Annotated in this window: 11 protein-coding genes; 6 read left to right on the plus strand and 5 right to left on the minus strand. The window is 43.1% G+C overall.

Going from position 1 to position 17,893, the window contains the following annotated elements; all coding sequences use genetic code 11:
- Positions 1 to 4 precede the first annotated feature (4 nt).
- From GGD38_RS06460 to GGD38_RS06470, 3 genes are read right to left on the minus strand one after another with little or no spacing between them, the layout of a single operon-like run.
- On the minus strand, positions 5 to 664 hold the full coding sequence (locus GGD38_RS06460) for a hypothetical protein (RefSeq protein WP_375298834.1): 660 nt from the start codon (positions 662 to 664) through the stop codon (positions 5 to 7).
- Positions 664 to 1,404, minus strand: coding sequence for an LVIVD repeat-containing protein (locus GGD38_RS06465; protein WP_375298833.1), 741 nt, complete (start codon positions 1,402 to 1,404; stop codon positions 664 to 666). The genes GGD38_RS06460 and GGD38_RS06465 overlap by 1 nt, the downstream gene beginning before the upstream one ends.
- Positions 1,405 to 1,414: 10 nt before the next feature.
- Positions 1,415 to 1,945: a hypothetical protein gene (locus tag GGD38_RS06470; protein WP_375298832.1), complete on the minus strand. Its 531-nt coding sequence runs from the start codon at positions 1,943 to 1,945 to the stop codon at positions 1,415 to 1,417.
- A 309-nt stretch (positions 1,946 to 2,254) separates the two neighbouring features.
- Between GGD38_RS06470 and GGD38_RS06475 the strand changes: the two genes are divergently transcribed.
- Together GGD38_RS06475 and GGD38_RS06480 are read left to right on the plus strand one after the other, a co-directional pair.
- Positions 2,255 to 7,363 (plus strand): PKD domain-containing protein, encoded by a 5,109-nt coding sequence (locus tag GGD38_RS06475; protein WP_375298831.1) that lies wholly within the window; start codon positions 2,255 to 2,257, stop codon positions 7,361 to 7,363.
- Between the two features lie 278 nt (positions 7,364 to 7,641).
- On the plus strand, positions 7,642 to 8,715 hold the full coding sequence (locus tag GGD38_RS06480; protein WP_375298830.1) for a PorP/SprF family type IX secretion system membrane protein: 1,074 nt from the start codon (positions 7,642 to 7,644) through the stop codon (positions 8,713 to 8,715).
- Positions 8,716 to 9,076: 361 nt separating this feature from the next.
- On the opposite strand, the gene GGD38_RS06485 is transcribed toward GGD38_RS06480, so the two are convergent.
- Both GGD38_RS06485 and GGD38_RS06490 read right to left on the minus strand, forming a co-directional pair.
- The gene (locus tag GGD38_RS06485) at positions 9,077 to 9,292 is read right to left on the minus strand and encodes a hypothetical protein (protein ID WP_375298829.1); all 216 of its coding nucleotides are present in this window, start codon (positions 9,290 to 9,292) and stop codon (positions 9,077 to 9,079) included.
- Between the two features lie 144 nt (positions 9,293 to 9,436).
- Positions 9,437 to 10,264: an MOSC domain-containing protein gene (locus GGD38_RS06490; RefSeq protein ID WP_375298828.1), complete on the minus strand. Its 828-nt coding sequence runs from the start codon at positions 10,262 to 10,264 to the stop codon at positions 9,437 to 9,439.
- Between the two features lie 519 nt (positions 10,265 to 10,783).
- Here GGD38_RS06490 and GGD38_RS06495 point away from each other — a divergent pair.
- The 4 genes from GGD38_RS06495 to GGD38_RS06510 all read left to right on the plus strand — a co-directional run bounded on the left by GGD38_RS06495 (position 10,784) and on the right by GGD38_RS06510 (position 17,881).
- Positions 10,784 to 11,596, plus strand: a complete 813-nt coding sequence (locus GGD38_RS06495; protein ID WP_375298827.1) for an MBL fold metallo-hydrolase — start codon at positions 10,784 to 10,786, stop codon at positions 11,594 to 11,596.
- 375 nt (positions 11,597 to 11,971) lie between these two features.
- Complete coding sequence (locus GGD38_RS06500) at positions 11,972 to 12,619, plus strand: RNA polymerase sigma-70 factor (RefSeq protein WP_375298826.1); 648 nt, start codon at positions 11,972 to 11,974, stop codon at positions 12,617 to 12,619.
- A 129-nt stretch (positions 12,620 to 12,748) separates the two neighbouring features.
- The gene (locus GGD38_RS06505) at positions 12,749 to 14,032 is read left to right on the plus strand and encodes a FecR family protein (RefSeq protein WP_375298825.1); all 1,284 of its coding nucleotides are present in this window, start codon (positions 12,749 to 12,751) and stop codon (positions 14,030 to 14,032) included.
- 420 nt (positions 14,033 to 14,452) lie between these two features.
- Positions 14,453 to 17,881 carry a SusC/RagA family TonB-linked outer membrane protein gene (locus tag GGD38_RS06510; protein ID WP_375298824.1) on the plus strand — a complete coding sequence of 1,143 codons (3,429 nt, stop codon included), beginning with the start codon at positions 14,453 to 14,455 and terminating at the stop codon, positions 17,879 to 17,881.
- Positions 17,882 to 17,893 lie beyond the last annotated feature (12 nt).

Below are 17,893 nucleotides of genomic sequence, written 5' to 3' on the forward strand. Positions count from 1 at the left end.
TAGCTCAGCGAAATAAATAAACAATCCTAAACCCCGCAGGCAGAGCAGGCACTACATATGTTCCCGTATTCCTTCTTAACCGAAGTCCCAGATCATATTGGCTATTGGGTTCGTTAAGCAGGCCTTCGTCTTTGTAATGCAAACCGAGGCCTACATAACCTTCCACATAAAACCGTTTATTATAATTCAGGTAATTTTTAAAGCCCGCCAATATATGAACACCCATTACCTTTTTCTTAAACCTGAAAACTTTATACTCTTCATAAGCAGGTACATTGGCCACCACGTCTTTATCTAACCAGTCTTTTATCCTGTACTTAACATTTTTATAATGCAACTGCAGGTCAATGAAAAAGTCTTTATACTTATTGGGGTAAAGCCGCAGGCCCGGGCGGAACAGCAAACCGCTGCTCATTCTGGCAAATTGAAAATAGCTTGAATACAGTATGGCGCCGGCGTCGAGCGTAGCGGCCCAGGTATTGTTAAACCGGTATTCTGCGCCAAGGGTGAGGTTGCCATCATACAGGTCAATAACACCCAGTGGACTGCATCGCAGGTATAACGTACCCGTATCGGCCTTTAATCCGCGCCGCTCAATAGTTTGCCCATTACCTGCCCATGCTGTCAAAAGCAAAAGCAGGCAACAGAAATATGTTCGATGCATTATTTTATTTTTGTAATGAGTTTTGGTTCCAGGCGCTCGCTGATATCGTACAAGGTCAATCCATCCTGCACCTGACAAATGAGGGTATTGTTGTAAGGGATCACATCGAGATACCAGTTATCATTAAATGTTTTTACACTTACAGGCTTGTAGGCTTCTTTGATATTGAAAACATATAAACCTGCTCTATCGCACACATACAATGCGGTATCGGCATAACCCAGTCCATAAGGTTCACGAACCGCATATGTGCCTTTTTGTACAGGATTTGAAATGTCTTTTATATCATAAGCAGCCAGTATGCTTTGCGTGCCGCCACAAGGGCCATTGGTACGCAGGGTAGCATAAGCCACTGTATCTTTTGCCACCACGGGGTCGCAACGGCGAATTACTTCGGGCGAAATGGCCGTACTCAATCTTTGCGGCTGTTCGGGGTTATTAATAGAAAAAATATGCACGGCACTGGTTGAGCCTATGAACAGTTTATCTTTAAACGGATAAATGGTCTCTATTTCAAAACCAACCGATACCGTATTTTTCAGCACCGGATCGGTTGCCGTTGAAATATCGAACACTTTCAGGTTGGCATCATCAACCGTATACAGGTAGTTACCGCTGATGGCAAAGCGGGCAGTTGATCCACCACTTCCACCGGTATTGGCAGCATTGCCTGATTTTTGACATTGCGTTGTAACGGCTATTACACCCAACAACAGTATTATATGTAATAATTTATTCATAATAGTAGTTTTAACGACGGCAGCTAGCCGCTTTTACATCTTTTAATTCCCAATCAATAACAATACCCCGGGCCGGGTCGGGACAAACAAAGCGCCCGCTCTGCGGTGGGTATTTCTGATTTATATAGGGGAAAGCTTTATCTATTCTTTTGGTCACCTGCGGGTGCAGCACATCGCTGATATCGATGACCACCAGGTCGTTTACATTATTGGCATAGATGTAATTTCCGCGCACTGCGAATTCGGTATTATATGGAATGTTGATGAAACCAATTTTTTGAGGATTTGCCCGGTTGGAATTGTCGATGATGTGAATGCCCTTGTTTAAATCGTTTTGAAAAATATAATTACCCCAGGCATATATCTTTCCCGCCTTTTCGGTGATTCTGGCGTTTGAGACGGAAATGTCGTTCATATCGGCCATCTGTACATATACAGGTACCCAGGCCTGGCGTTCATCGTTTGGTGCATCCTGAGGTGTGCAACCAGCCAGGCATAGCAGTGCTTCTATGCCTGTAGCAATTAGTAATGGGATTTTCATGAGTTTAATTTGAGCGTAATAGACACTGCCTTTTAAGGCCTCGTTGCAGTGTTTATTTTCGTTTAAGGTTTTCTTAACTTTTGCTGTAGTATATTAAAAACACACGAACTTCTTATCTCCTGTTTCCTTAACTTAGCGCCCATTCTTAGTATCACCTCTTCCACAGAAACAAAGAATTGATTGTTGCTGAATGAATCGCCATACAGCCTGGCGATCGTATAGGCTATTTATATTGGGTCACTATATCCTTTCATGAAAATACCGCGCTAATCCGTTCCCGCGAGTCTGTCACCCCCCTAACCCATTTGTATGCGTCAGAGCAGAAAGTTATCTGCCTATTTATTATTATTGTTCCTATCGTTACTCTGTACCTCACGGGCGTTTGCGCAAGTGGTAGCCGGCATCAGGGCCAATGGCCAGGTGGTTAATAATGGCGATACCGTGCGTGTATGCGAAGGCAGTAACATCTCCTACTTAAGTTCGGCCCAGGGCTCCATCAATATTAACTGGGTATTTTCCGGCGGCAATATAGCAGCAGCTTCAGGTATTGGCCCCCATACTGTAAATTATGCAACAGCCGGGTTCTATACTGCCAAACAGGTAATTACTGGTGGTAACATGTCCGACTCCATGTTTATAACAGTACATGTTTCAAACATAAAACCCACAGCAGGCTATAACTTTACGCCCAACAATGCTTGCGGAAATATCAATACCCAGTTCACCAACTTTTCTGTTGGCGACAGCTTAACCTACCGCTGGAATTTTGATGATGGCAGCACCAGTACATTAAAGAACCCAGGACACCAATTTTTGCAAGCGGTGGGTATGCCTGGTACCACTAACTACCTGGCAAAACTGGTTGTTACCAATATGTTTGGTTGTAAAGACTCCATTAGCCAAACGGTTACCGTAAGAAATGTTCCCGATGCAACAATAGGAAATGCCGATGCAGCCATTAGCTTTGGTACTTTTAACGGGGTGCCCACCTTCAGGCGTTGTTCCAACGTTCCATTATATACTTTCAGTTTTGTAAACGAGTCAACCACCACTCCCATAAATACCAGTTATACCATTTCATGGGGCGATGGTAATGCCGATACCACTTTCACTTCGTGGCCGGGAGGTGTTATTATAAAACATATTTTTCCGCTGGGCACCAGTAGTATGACGGTAAGTGTAACCGGGGCCGATGGTTGTATTGGTATTAAGAAATACATTGTGTTTGTAGGTTCTACGCCGGCAGGCGGCTTGTCGAGCCTTGGTAATACCGATGTATGTGCATCCGACTCGCTGCGGTTTGCGATCAATAATATAGCAGCCAATCCGCCCGGTACCCTCTACTCTTTTCTTATCAACGATGGTTCAGAGGCACAGGTATTTCAGCACCCGCCCCCATCGGTAGCCGCACATTTTTTTAAACAAGGCTCCTGTGGTTTTAACAGCAGCAGTGGCAACAATACTTTTAGCAACGCCTTTGGCGCTTATTTAACCATCGAAAACCCTTGCGGTACTACCAGCCCTTCTGTAGTGCCTATTTATGTATCGGGTAAACCCCGTGCCGGCATTGCAGTAAATCCTTCCGAAACGGTGTGCACCAATACAAATGTTGCTATCATCAGCAATTCAGCGTATGGTTCGGTAATAACGCCAACGGGTGGCACCAGTTCTACCTGTACCAACTCGGGTAAACTGGTATGGACCATTTCGCCCGCTACCGGTTACACCATTACCTCGGGTAACCTGGGCTCCCTGAATGGCAGCTCAACCAATGGATTTTTATGGACAACCGGTTCAACCAATCTGAACGTAAACTTCAATACAACGGGCACCTACACTGTTAAACTATATATATTCAATGATAAGTGTGGTTTAGACAGCACCAGGAAGGTGATCTGCGTTCGCACGCCCCCAACGGCGCAATTCACCATGAACCGTAACAGCAGCTGCGGCCCTGGCAGCGCTATTTTTACCAATACCTCGCCTACCAGCGGATGCCAGGGCGACAGGTACAATTGGAAAGTAACCTATAGCGATCCTTTAGGTTGCAATTCACCCCAAACACCAGCAAGGCAATTAGCCAACGAATGGGAGTTCATTAACGGTAGTAACCAAAACAGCGTTTCACCCGAAATACAATTCAATGTACCGGGCAAGTATGTTATTCGCCTTACCGATTCGGCCATCGATGCCAGCATTTCGTGCCCGCCTTCGTATAAAGAAGATACATTTTATGTAAGGGGATTACCCAAGGCATACATCAATTCCATTGGCGATATCTGTATCAGTAACGGGCTTGTACCCGGCGTTACCGCCGGCACCTGTTACTCGCCCGGGCCGCTTGGTTTTGAATGGACCTTTCCCAATGGTACGCCTGCTACTTCCAATGTAAAAGATCCCGGTACTATTCAATATACCAGCACAGGTATACAAACCGTACAATTAAAAATAGTTGACAGCAGCTGCAATGCCAGTGTGCTTTTAAATGAAACGTTTAAGATAACCGATAAACCCATTGCCAATGCAGGCAGGGATACTGCCATTTGCAGCCGGGCAGCCATTACCATTGGTTCACCTGGTGTAAATGGCGTTACCTATCAATGGTCGCCCGCAACCGGCCTCAGCAGTACAAGCACCGCTAACCCGTTATTACAAATTGACTATACCGGTACTGCCAATGATACTACTTACGGTTATAAACTCATTGCCTCAGTTGGCGCTAATTGCGCTACCGAAGATTCGGTTTACATAACAATAAAACGCCGCCCGGTTGTTACCCTAACAACGGCAGCCACCACCATTTGTATTAACACCAGCACCAAACTGGAAGCAGGCGGCGCTACTACTTATACCTGGTGGCCAGGTACTACACTTAATTATATAACACCCGATACAGTAATTGCCACGCCTGCAACAACAACTACCTATTACCTGGCCGGATCGCTGCCCAACGGTTGTGCCGATACCACCAGCGTACAGATAATTGTAAACCCCGATGCCAAAGCGCAGTTCACAGCTACGGGCACTACCAAATGCGCACCGGTAAACCTCGATTCGGTTATAAAAACAATTCCCTTTCCGCAGGGCAATAGTTTGTACAACTGGTATGCCAACGGGGCAGCAATAGGATCAAACACCACAGGTGCCTTCCCCAGTTATCCCATTGGCGGTATGGCCCAAACAGTAATTGTAAAACTGGTTACCGCCAGCGCCCATGGTTGTAAACCCGATAGTATGGAAATGACTTTCCATACGGTACCGGGCGTAACTGCCGATTTTACAAAGGACCAGAAAAAAGGCTGCGGTCCCTTACCTGTAACGTTTACCAACACCAGCAGTGAGCAAAACGGTATTCAATTCTTCTGGAATTTTGGCAATGGTATTACCAGTACCCAGGCCAGCCCATCGGCCATTACATATAATACCAGTCCCGATTTTCGCGACACTACTTATTACATTACATTAAAAGCCTATAATGGCTGCGACACCTCGTACCACCGCGACAGCGTACTGGTATACGCCAATGCCAAGGCCCGCTTTACTGTTGATACAACCAAGGGCTGCTCACCATTTGATGTTACCATAACCAATACATCGGCAGGAAACAACTTTGCTTATTACTGGAACTTTGGCGATGGCAATACCGATACCACTACCACCACCGGCAAATTCGTACACGTGTATCATACCAGCGTTATCAGCACTTTCGATCTCAGACTTATTGCCGAGAACCAGTGCCGCCGCGATACGCAAACCATTAGCCTGCTGGTAATGCCTAATAATATCGATGCGCAGGTAACGGTAAATGGTAACCAGCTGGAAGGCTGTACCCCACATACCGTAACATTCAATAACAGCAGTTCGGGTGCAAGTACCCTTACCTGGAACTTTGGCGATAAAACACCGGTTGTAAAAACGCCAAATACGCAGAATGCGGTAAGTTATACTTACTCCCAACCCGGTAATTATATTGTATCTATCATACTATCGAACGAGTGTACCGATACCACTATTTACCGCACGGTAACCATTTACCCTTCGCCCAAAGCAGAGTTCAATGTAACTACCCCTGTTTGTACAGGCAGTAATGTAGCCCCTATTTCTACTGCAACAAATGCAACTGCCTATGAATGGTTTTGGGACGATGGGCAAACCTCATCGGGCGTGGCCCCGCTTCATGCCTATTCGGCGGCCGGCACCTATACCATTCGCCTGGTTGCCAAAAAACTAAACAACTCAGGCCTTGTTTGTACCGATACCGCCCGCCGTACTATTGTGGTAACCGATAAAATAAAACCACAAATAACCGTACCCGTAGGCAAAGCATGTATCCCTTTTACTATGCAAACATCTGCCAACGGCGCGGCCACCGCTATTAAGACCGAATGGACATTTTACGACAGCACCCAGGCGCCTTATATATTTAAAGCCACAGGCCTGTCGGCCGCACATATTTATAACAAACCCGGCACCTACTGGGTACGATTGATCGTATACACTACCAATGATTGTATTGATAGTACCACGTATACTTTCAATGTATTTAACAAGCCGGTGGTGCAATTCAATACAAGCAACATAAGCACCTGTAATCACGATACAACTATTGCCCTAAAAGCAAAGATCAAATACACCGGTGTTGACGATGTAGACCTTAAATGGTTTATCAACAACAACCTGGAGAGTATGGATAATCCATTTAACTATCGCTTTCAGGCATCGGCGCTGAATACCACCCCAACGCATTTCACTATTCGCGTGCTGGCAGAAAATGAAGCCGGTTGCGGCGATACCCTGTCGGCCGGTACATTAACCATTCAGCCATTACCACGCCCTGCCATAGAGGTTGGCCCGGCAAATGTTTTACAACAACCCGAATACACTTTTACTTTCCGCGATACCATGCCTGTTAATGCCAATAAAATATACAATTGGGATATGGGCGATCGTACACGTCAGCAAGGCAGTGGCGCCAGGGTAACTTATGAGTATGCCGATACCGGCGTATATCATGTACAGTTATATGTGCAGGATTTTGGCACCGGTTGCAATGGGTACGATACCGTGCATGTACGTATACTATATACACCAGGTTATTTGCAAGTGCCCAATGCGTTTTGCCCCGGTTGCAGCAATAATGCCTTACGGCAGTTTTTACCAATGGGCAAAGGCCTGGCGCAATACCGACTGCGCATTTTTAATAGCTGGGGACAAAAAGTATTTGAAACCACAAAGCTCGATGGCAGCGGTTCGCCCAGCGAGCCCTGGGAGGGAAAATATAATGGACAGTCGCTGCAACAGGATACTTATGGCTGGCAAATAGAAGCGCGGTATATAAACGGTACAGAGTGGAAGGGGATGAAGTATCCGGGGAGTGACAGGTATGTGAAGGCGGGGTTTGTGACGATTGTGAAGTAGTTGATTAGTTGACGAGTTAACTAGGAGTTGACAAGTTAACAGGTTGACAAGTTAACAAGGAGTTGAAAAGGTGATAGAGTTGATGGAGTTGATAGAGGGAAATACAGTTCTTAGTTTTTAGTTCTTTGTTCACAGTTAGGGAAAGCGTTGTATTCGCTTTAGGCCTTCGGCTTTAGGCTTTAGGCTGTATTCGCTTACGGCTTACAGCTTATAGCTTACAGCTGTATTATTTCACGTTTCACGTTTGCCGTTTCACGTTTTACGATTACAATCTTACAATGAAAAAATTTCTCATAGCAGCACTCATAACTATTTCGATTATTCAACCAGCGAAAGCCCAGGATGCGGTCTTCTCCCAACCGTACCTGTCGCCCATTTATTTAAACCCGGCGGCAACAGGCGCGGGTGATTATGATCTGCGCATCAGTGGCATTTATCGCCGGCAATGGTGGAGCATTCCTTCACAAATTTCATACAGCGCCGTATCGGTCGATAAATTTGTGCCATCGCTGCATGGCGGTTTTGGCGTTTTAGGTACCCATTCAACCGAAGGCTATTTAAAAAAGACCGGCATTTATGGCTCCTATGCATATACCATTTGTTCCGGCACTTTATCACCTGCCGAAAATGGCGATGTACCCCGTTGGTTTGCCAGCGGCGGTTTACAATTTGGCGTTGTGCAACGGCGCATCGATTACAGCAAACTGGTGTTTGCCGATCAGTTAGATGTTGATGGTATTATTCCCGGGAGCGTATCATCGGCCGATAAAGCTGCCAACGGTGGCAAATGGTACCCCGATTTTTCGGCGGGTTTATTCTTCAATTACAACTGGAACGATAATAACCGATTGCTACTTGGAGGCAGCGCCCACCATATTAACCGGCCCGATGAATCGCTTACCAATACAGCGGATTCGTTTCGCGCTCAGCTCCCCATTCGCTGGACGGGCAATGCCATGTACACTTATACCAACCCTGAACAAACCTGGTCGTACAGTGTAGCTGGTATTTTATACACACAAGGAAAACAAAACTCAGTTCAGGTGGGAACTGAGATCACCAACAATGAATATGACATTAGTTTAGGATTATGGTACCGCGGCAGTGTCAACTTTCGGGAATACGATGCCGTAACTCTTACACTTTCAATAAACCTGGCCGGCCGCCAGGGCGATGGGTATAAAGTACGCGGTGGTGTGGCACACGATGCGCCGGTTGGCCAAAACCGGTATTCCTATACAACAGGTAGTTCTGAACTTGGTTTTGTTTGGGACCAAAGCACTTACGACCAGGATGCCGGTAATGCCTGTAAACCAAGGATCAACAGTAAAAGCGCCTGCCCTATTCAGTAGGTACCAGGTTAACCCCTGGTTCGTACTTAGTTAACCAAATTACTACCTATTTACTACCCCTACACTACCTTTTTACCAATGAAACACTACCCTTTTTACTACCCCTTTACTACCCCCTGCCATAGGGAAAGAGGTAGTACAGGGGTAGTGATTTAGTAGTAATTAAGTAGGAAATGGGTAAACGAGCAACGAAGTAAAAACGAAGCTGGAAAGAAGACCCGAAGAAGGTACACCGCCGTTTTTGAACATGCAGCATAACCCACCCCGGGTGTTCAAAGCAAAAAAATCAGTAAAAAAATGGAAATGTAAATCTTGTAATCAATAGCGCAAAAAAGTGTCCCCCAATTAATACAACTTAAACCTACAATGGATCGTGGTCCTTGTATTTGAATTTATAGTCGTTATAAAGCGGGAGCGGTTCTTTTACAAAAAGTTTGGGTTTGGCTATAACTTTTTCTTCAACATGACCATTGGCGGTTTCATTAATAACCTCCTCATTTTTAAAAACCATTCTCAAAGATGAGGATTCATTAATAACAGGTAATAGACTTTGTTTTTTATTACTGGTACTTTTCATGAGCAGTGCATTTAGTGAGTTATCAGGGCCTTACATAGTAAAAAAAACAGGCCATCCCATTAAATGCATTATTTCGCTCACTCACGGTTAGTGTGTTGAGCTTTTTCCTCAAGTACATTTTAAATTATTAATAGTGGGCAACAATTAGTCGGGTACTATTTCCACAAGTTTTTGTTCGTGAATGGTTATGGTATCACCAAGTGATATAATACCCGTTCCCTGGTGTAAGAGGTTTTGTCCAAAAAGGATCTTCTTATTTTTCAGCCGGTAGGCGCTAAGTGTTTTAAGTGGCTCCTTTGCTTTTTCGCCTGTTTGTTGATTTATGGTTGTCATAACACAACGGGCGCAAGGTTTCACGCCAAAGAATGTGACACCATTGATGTCAAAATGCTTCATGTAATCTTCCTGAAAGGGCGTTCCGCCTGTAAATACAATATTTGGGCGGAACCGGTTCATGGGCAAAGGAACTTCCAACCGGCTGTTCAAATCATCTAATGAAGCCTGCCCTATCAATAATAAAGGATAGCCATCGGTAAAGCTGGTAATTTCTTTATTATGTGCATAGCGGCCGTCGACATACCGGCGGGTGGTATCGGGCATAAAAAACAGTTTGCAGGGAAAGCCCAACTGTTTAGTGAACCAGGCATCTACCTCATCGCTTACTCTTTGTGCGCGGCAGCGGCTGCTCCACACATCAACCATTTCGGTTTCGTTAATGGTGGGTTCAAAAGGCACAAGCAATTGCTCGCCGGGTTTATTAATATTAGTAATGAGCAAACCCTGTTCGGCCAGTTGCACTTTAAGAAATGCCATGGCATTCACTTCGCGCTGGGTAAGAAATTGGTTATTGGCATCAACCAGCATCCATCTTCTATCGTGTTCAAAGCCACGTTCAATTAATGAAGCCTTGTTCAATGCAATTCCACCTAATGATTTTATGGGATAAATGTAAAGTTCGCTGACTGTAAGCATACGCTAAGGTAAAGAAAAGCGAGGTCTGAAGTCTGAAGTCAGAGATCAGAAGATTCCGAATTTTCAGGCCTCCGACTTCAAGCTTCCGACTTCGGGCTTCGGACTTCCGACTTCGGACTTCGGAAAATAAAAATCCTCCCGACGTATCGGGAGGACTTCCTGACTTCTTTAGTCAGCAGATATTTTGTGGAACGTACCCCGGTTAGGCGATACCAACCGAAAGTGTCCATGAATATTCTGTAGATATCATGAATACCTCCTTTTTCTTTGGTGAATTGTAGGATATAAATATACGCCAAAAACGTCAACGAAAGTAATGTCGCAAACACATTTATGCACTTTTAAAATTGTTACTTACTGATGGATACAGCATTGTCTGTATTTCTCATATAAAAAATTTCTGGTATCAACTTTGTATTACCAGAAACCCCTGATATCACAGCAAGGGTTTTGGCGGCGGCTTTACTGGTAAAAGGGCCTGAAATTCTATAGCAACAATTCTACGCAAATACTTTTTCTATGATCATTTCGCCTTCGGCAAAGAACATTTGCAACACCTGCGGTGTGCGATACGGGACTTCTATTGTTCCTACTATTTGCGACATTTGTGCAGACGACAGGCAATACCTGGGTTTTACTGGTCAGGTATGGACGAGTTACAATGAACTGGCCGCAAAAAGCAGCATCCGCTTTACGCGCTTACTATCTACTATATACGATCTAAGAGTAGCACCTGCTTTTGCCATTGCGCAAAAAGCGCATCTGGTTTTATCTTCTTCGGGCAATGTGTTGTGGGACTGCCTGCCATTCATCGACGATCAAACCATTGCATTCATCAGGTCGCTTGGCGGCATTAGCGCCATTGCCATATCGCACCCGCATTATTACAGTTTAATGCAGGACTGGGCCACTGCGTTCGACTGTCCCATTTATTTACACGCCAGTGATAAGGAATGGATAAAAGACCCCGGCGGGTATATTGAATTATGGTCGGGCAGTTCGAAACCACTTTGGGACAATATCAGCATTGAACATGTGGGCGGGCATTTTGCCGGCAGCACCATATTACACTTACCCGATCATGGCAGGGCCGGCTGTTTGTTAACCGGCGACAGCATTTACGTAGCTCCCAGCCGGCGGCACATGGCCTTTATGTATAGTTACCCCAATTGCATTCCTTTACCCAAAAAGGATATTGAATTCATTTACGAACGGGTACATCCGTTACACTTCGATGCCATGTATGGCGCCTTTGAATGGATGAATATTGCCGAGGGCGCCCGCGCTATTTTTGAAAGGTCGATCAACCGCAATCTTTCCGTTTTCGAATAAGGGAAATTTTTCGATTTAATAACACGGTAAACCACAGTTGTTTTTCACTGGTAAAACCAGGTGAATTACTTATTCGTTATTAGAGAAAACACTTAAGCCATATTTTAATATATTTTTGTAAACTTGCATCCCGCCGTTAGCTGCTTTTTTATTGGGATGGGCAGATAACCGCGATTATCCGGATCTACAGCAGCTGCCCTGATTATAGCAACCTCCGTTAATTTGAAACTGGAAAGTTATTCCTGTACCATTAGCAATTTATTGATAGTCACTAACCTTATCTTTATAGGCTCTTCGGCTGCCAACCGGGGTTTTATAGAGATATGTTGCCAATTAAAGGTTCCCGATAAAAAGATGATCATAAATTGAAACCCGATGAAGAAGAAATTTTTGGAAAAGGATGATTGGCTTACGGCTTTTAATCAAGGGAATAATAATGCCTTTCGATTGATCTTCGAAAGTTATAACCGTTTGCTTTTTACCTGCGCCGTTCAGTTGGTGAAGGATAAAGAGCAGGCTGAAGATATTGTTTCTGAGGCATTTACAAAGCTTTGGCAACGGCATGAGGTTTTTCAGACAGAAGAACACATCAAAGCGTTCTTATTTGTAACCACCCGCAACGCCAGTTTGAACTATCTGCGGCATATACAACGAAAAACGGCGTCGCAACATGAACTGTCTTATTTAAACAAAGACAAGGACGATAAGGATGTTATAACCGATATGATAGAAGGTGAGCTTTTAAGAAGGATCTATCCGCTGATAGAGACGCTGCCGAATAAATGCAGAACCATTTTCAAGCTTATTTATTTTGAAGACGCCAGCACCGATGAAGTGGCTGAAAAGCTGCACATTACTCCCCGTAATGTTTTAAATCAAAAAGCGCGCGCCATTCAGTTGCTTAAAAAGAAGCTGCTGGTAGCGGTTTTCGTAAGTCTTTGCCTGAACGGGTCAATTCCTTTTAAGGCCAAATACTGGAAGCTGGTAGAAGACATAGTAAATAATCATATATACAATAAGTAGCAAGTCATAATTCCCTCCCTTTAATTTTTAGAATTCTTTTGTCAAAAACAGCCCTCGGTTGTTTTATATATTAAGTACGGTTTAAAGGCTCAGAGAGTTAGGAAACTTTCAAGTTTTAAATCCATAACTATGCAGGAAAAGGTAAATAGAATCACAAGTTTGATAGAAAAGTTCCTGGAAGAGAGACTGAATGCAGAAGAGGAAAGGGAACTGAAGGAATGGTTGGCAGAAGCCGAGCATAATGATTCATTTTTTCAGCAGATAACGAACAGAGAAGTTCTACGCGAAAAATTGAAATATTATGCCAGCACTGACAGTGAAGCTATTTGGAATAAAACGCTGCAAAAGATCGATGGCGGCGCTAAGTTGGTAGATCTATATCCAACAAGGAAAACCGCCAAACTAGTACCGTATGGTAAAATAGCCGTTGCAGCTTCTATTCTTATTCTGATCTCTGCCAGTACCTGGTTCTATTTTAGCCAGTCAACGTCTAAGCAAACTGCTGAAAAAGGCAAAAATGCACCTGCTACCATTAACAACCTTATCGTTCCGGGTAGTAATAAAGCTATATTAACCCTGGGCGATGGCAAAACAATCGCTTTAGCCACAGTACAAAACGGGAACCTGGCAGATCAGGGGTACACACAAGTAACGAAGACTGAAGGACGGTTAATATATACAAAGAAGCCGGATTCTGATGGCTCTCTAACCTCAAAGGATATTTATAATACAGTTACCACCCCACGGGGTGGAGAATACCAAATTACTTTACCTGACGGAAGTAAAGTATGGTTGAATGCGGCTTCATCATTGCGTTTTCCTATAGCCTTCGCCGGGAACGAGCGAATCGTTGAGCTCACCGGCGAAGCTTATTTTGAAGTTAATCCACAGGAGCAGATTGTCGTAAAAGGCAAGAATGCCCAAAACTCAAAAAAAGCGAAAACACCTTTTATAGTTAAGATCAATACCCCCGCAGGAAATAAAAATGAGGTAGAAGTGTTGGGTACACATTTTAACGTAATGGCCTATACCGACGAAAGCGCTATAAAAACAACGTTGGTTGAAGGTAAAGTGAAAGTAACTTCCGGAAACTCAATACAAACAATTCGCCCCGGTGAACAGGCCAGATTAAGCGAAGGCAGCATTTCAGTTAAAAACGTAGAAGCAACTGATGTTGTAAGCTGGACGAGTGGCTTTATTCCGGTTGGCGGCCCCGATGTTGAGTATACAATGCGCCAAATTGCCCGCTGGTACGATGTACAGATCATATACGAAGGTAAACGACCCGAAGGCTCATTTGAAGGTAAATTACCCCGTTCGGAAAGTATTGGAAATGTTATAAAACTATTGAATATCAATAACATCAAGGCAAGGTTAAACGAAAAAGAAAGAACGATAATAGTAACATCATAAGTACAAACGAACGCCTACTTCCAAAGACCAAAAAGCTATTTCCGTTAATCATTAAACCACATCTACGCTGTTCTTCCATGGTAACGATTATGGGCAGCGTTGAGCTACAGAGCTACCCTGCGCCCATGAGCATTCATCCCGCTCATGGGTCGCAGTAAGGTGGCTAATTTTTTTTTAATATATATCCTATCTTCAATGTGAAAGCGTAATTTTACCGGCTAATTTTAATTCGAGGTTGCCCTATTTGCATAATTCTGTGTTTAGTCAACTTTTTTCCCTTCATGTGGGATTACGGTTGACTATATTTATTTTTACACAAAATAAAGGTATCGTAGCAAAGGCGGGTACTGCGCAGAGAATTTGCAACAGGAGTCGGTTCTGATTATGAAAAAAATTACTGCTTTTCTAATCATTGCTTGTATGCTGCTAAGTGTGCCAACACTTGCTCAACAGCATATTACATTCTCCAAAAGGAATGCAACCATAAATGATTTACGTAAGGCGCTGGAAAAGCAAACCGGTTACACCATCTTCAATTCTAATTCTGTTACTACAAAATTAAAACCAGTAACCATTCACCTCACCGATGGTACGGTAGAACAACTACTCGATGAATACTTCAAATATCAAACCTGTACTTATACCATTATTGAGAAGGTAATAACCGTAATTCCACGAGGAAAAGTTCAAACTATAGGTAACAGGCGGGCGAACATAAAAGGCAAAATTGTAAATGAACAGGGCGATCCTATTCCGGGCGCCACCATTACAGTAAAAGGCAGCAATCAGCAAACAAGTACCAATGAAAGTGGAGAATTTAAACTGACCGAGGTAAATGAAATTGAGCTGAGCATTGTTGTTACCAGCATTAATTATGAAAGCGAAGAAGTACGTTACCAGGGTGAACCGGAGTTAAATGTTCAACTGAAACAACGTATAAACGAACTGGATAAAGTACAGGTGGTTTCAACCGGCTATCAAAAGCTTTCGAAAGACAAATCACCGGGCTCATTTGTAAAGATCGATAACGAATTGCTTAACCGCCGGGTGTCAACCAACATCCTCGACCGGTTAGAAGGTATTACCAGCGGATTGATATTTAATAAGAACGTAGACAAAGCCGTTAACCAGTCGAGTATGACCATCAGGGGGCGTACTACCATTTACGCCAATGCCGAACCACTGATTGTAGTTGATAATTTCCCTTATACCGGCGATGTAAATAATATCAATCCCAACGATATTGAAAGTATTACAGTGTTGAAAGATGCAGACGCGGGTGCTATTTGGGGCGCTTATTCTGGCAATGGCGTTATTGTTATAACTACTAAAAAAGGGAAATTCAACCAGCCGTTAAGATTGTCGATTAACAGCAATGTAATGGTAGGGCAAAAGCCTGATCTGTATTATGAACCCATACTGAGCACTTCTGATTATATTGAGGTGGAAAGATTTTTGTTTAATAAAAGCCATTATAACGCAAAAATAATTGACCCCACACATCCGGTACTATCACCAGTTGTTGAAATATTGGCCAAAGAAAGAGATAAAACGATCACTTCGGCTGAGGCTGAAAATCAACTAAACGTATTAAGGGGCCAGGATAAACGGAAAGACCTGAAGAAATACTTTTATCGTAATGCAATTAACCAGCAATATGCACTAAGCGCCAGCGGCGGCGGCAGTAATAATACCTATTACTTTTCGTTGGGCTATGATAAAAACCTTGACAACCTGGTGAGAAACGGTTATGACCGTATTACTCTTAGTGGCAATAACTCCTTTTCATGGTTAAAAAAGAAACTGGAATTTAATACCGGTATTATTTATACCGACTCAAAAACACAAATAAATAACAGAGAGTTACTTAATATCTCATACCCTTATTCTGATCTGGTTGATGAATTTGGGAACGCACAAACAATTCCCCTGGATATTAGACAATCGTATAAAGAATCTGCAGGTGCGGCAGTACTTGATTGGAACTATAAACCTTACAATGAGCTTAAGTATAGTGACAATACTGCAAAAACAACCGATTATCGCATAAATGCTGACGTGAAATATAGAGTACTAAAAGGACTAGATCTTAATGTTGTTTACCAATACAATAAGGGATTTATTGAAACAGAAGACTACAAAAGCCAGCAAACCTATTATACCCGCAACTATATAAACCAGTTTACAGATACCAGCTCGGGACAAGTGGTAAGGCGTGTTCCGCTTGGTGGTATTTTAGATCAAATAACCAATCAGTACGAAGCGCATAATACCCGGTTTCAAATTAATTATGACCATAGCTGGTATAACCCTAAACAAAACAAACATCATCAAATTACTGCAATGGCAGGGGCCGAAGTAAGGGGTTTAAAAAGATACATTGATGTACTGAGGCTATATGGTTACAATAAAGAGATGCCTACTACCAGCACGGTTATATATGACAGTGCTTTCCCCCTGTATTATGCACCTTTTAATACACAAAAGATCGAGTTTAAAAACCTTAATAGAAGCGAAGCAGACCGGTATATCTCCTACTATCTGAATACCAAATATATTTTCAAAAGGCGATATATTTTATCTGGAAGCATTCGTAAAGATGAATCGAACTTGTTTGGAGTAAGCACCAACCAAAAAGGTGTACCCTTATGGTCGGTAGGCGTTAGTTGGGAAATAAGCCAGGAAAAGTTTTATCGTCTTGGCTGGTTGCCATTCCTGAAACTACGCATTACGAATGGCTATAAGGGAAACGTTGACAAATCGGTATCCGCCTTTACCACCGCTAAATATGACGCACTAAACGGAACCTGGAATGTGCCAACGGCTTCTATAGTAAATCCGCCCAACCCTTCTTTGCGTTGGGAGAAAAATCATATGCTCAATTTTGGGGTTGATTTTGCACTTAAGAACAGTGCACTGGAAGGCAGCCTGGAATACTATACACGTAAGGGTATTGACCTTATTGGATATAGTCCAATGGACCCTACCAGTGGTGTTAATATTTTCAGGGGCAATACCGCCGATATGAAGGGAAGGGGTGTAGATATTATGTTACGTTCGAAAAACATCAACAAACGCTTTAAATGGTTCAGCACATTCCTGTTCAGTTATGCGGCTGATGAAGTTACCAGTTACAAAATGCCGCAAAGCGCCATATGGTTATATGCCGACCCTCAGTATATGAGCCCAATGGCCGGCAGGCCGCTCTATTCTATTTTTAGTTTTAAATGGATGGGACTGAAACCAGAAACCGGTGAAGCACAAGGGTATTTTAACAAAGAAGCAAGTACAAATTATACCGGTATATTAAACTCAAAAGATCTTTCCGATTTAATTTACCGGGGCCCCGCTTACCCCACTTTTTTTGGCAGCCTGCGAAATAACTTCAGTTACAAACAATTTGAATTCTCTTTTACCATTACCTATAAAATGGGGTATTATTTTAGAAGGAATTCTATAAATTATTTTGATCTGTTTTATTTCAGGTCAGTGGGAAATTCAGATTATGAAATGCGATGGCAACAACCCGGCGACGAAAAATTCACATCGGTTCCGTCCATGAACTATAATACAACGAATATCGCACCAGCAAGCAGTTTCTATAAATATTCAGATGTACTGGTTGAAAAGGGCGATCATATAAGGTTACAGGATATACAGTTAAGTTATCAATTAAATAAAAGCGAAAAGAAATGGTTGCCTATTAACAATGCTCGCTTATACATATACGCAAACAACCTGGGAATACTATGGAAAGCAAATAAGAAAGGGATTGACCCTGATTTTGTTTCGAGCAACAGTATGCCGACCCCAAGAACCATAGCAGCAGGTTTAAAAATTGATCTTTAATCAGAAAAACCT

The sequence above is a fragment of the Niastella sp. OAS944 genome, assembly GCA_024809215.1.
Taxonomy (GTDB): domain Bacteria; phylum Bacteroidota; class Bacteroidia; order Chitinophagales; family Chitinophagaceae; genus Niastella.

Excerpts from the sequence above, each read along its gene's own strand:
- GGD38_RS06460 (WP_375298834.1), bottom strand. The coding sequence starts at position 664 with ATGCATCGAACATATTTCTGTTGCCTGCTTTTGCTTTTGACAGCATGG.
- GGD38_RS06465 (WP_375298833.1), bottom strand. The coding sequence starts at position 1,404 with ATGAATAAATTATTACATATAATACTGTTGTTGGGTGTAATAGCCGTT.
- GGD38_RS06470 (WP_375298832.1), bottom strand. The coding sequence starts at position 1,945 with ATGAAAATCCCATTACTAATTGCTACAGGCATAGAAGCACTGCTATGC.
- GGD38_RS06475 (WP_375298831.1), top strand. The coding sequence starts at position 2,255 with ATGCGTCAGAGCAGAAAGTTATCTGCCTATTTATTATTATTGTTCCTA.
- GGD38_RS06480 (WP_375298830.1), top strand. The coding sequence starts at position 7,642 with ATGAAAAAATTTCTCATAGCAGCACTCATAACTATTTCGATTATTCAA.
- GGD38_RS06485 (WP_375298829.1), bottom strand. The coding sequence starts at position 9,292 with ATGAAAAGTACCAGTAATAAAAAACAAAGTCTATTACCTGTTATTAAT.
- GGD38_RS06490 (WP_375298828.1), bottom strand. The coding sequence starts at position 10,264 with ATGCTTACAGTCAGCGAACTTTACATTTATCCCATAAAATCATTAGGT.
- GGD38_RS06495 (WP_375298827.1), top strand. The coding sequence starts at position 10,784 with ATGATCATTTCGCCTTCGGCAAAGAACATTTGCAACACCTGCGGTGTG.
- GGD38_RS06500 (WP_375298826.1), top strand. The coding sequence starts at position 11,972 with ATGAAGAAGAAATTTTTGGAAAAGGATGATTGGCTTACGGCTTTTAAT.
- GGD38_RS06505 (WP_375298825.1), top strand. The coding sequence starts at position 12,749 with ATGCAGGAAAAGGTAAATAGAATCACAAGTTTGATAGAAAAGTTCCTG.
- GGD38_RS06510 (WP_375298824.1), top strand. The coding sequence starts at position 14,453 with ATGCTGCTAAGTGTGCCAACACTTGCTCAACAGCATATTACATTCTCC.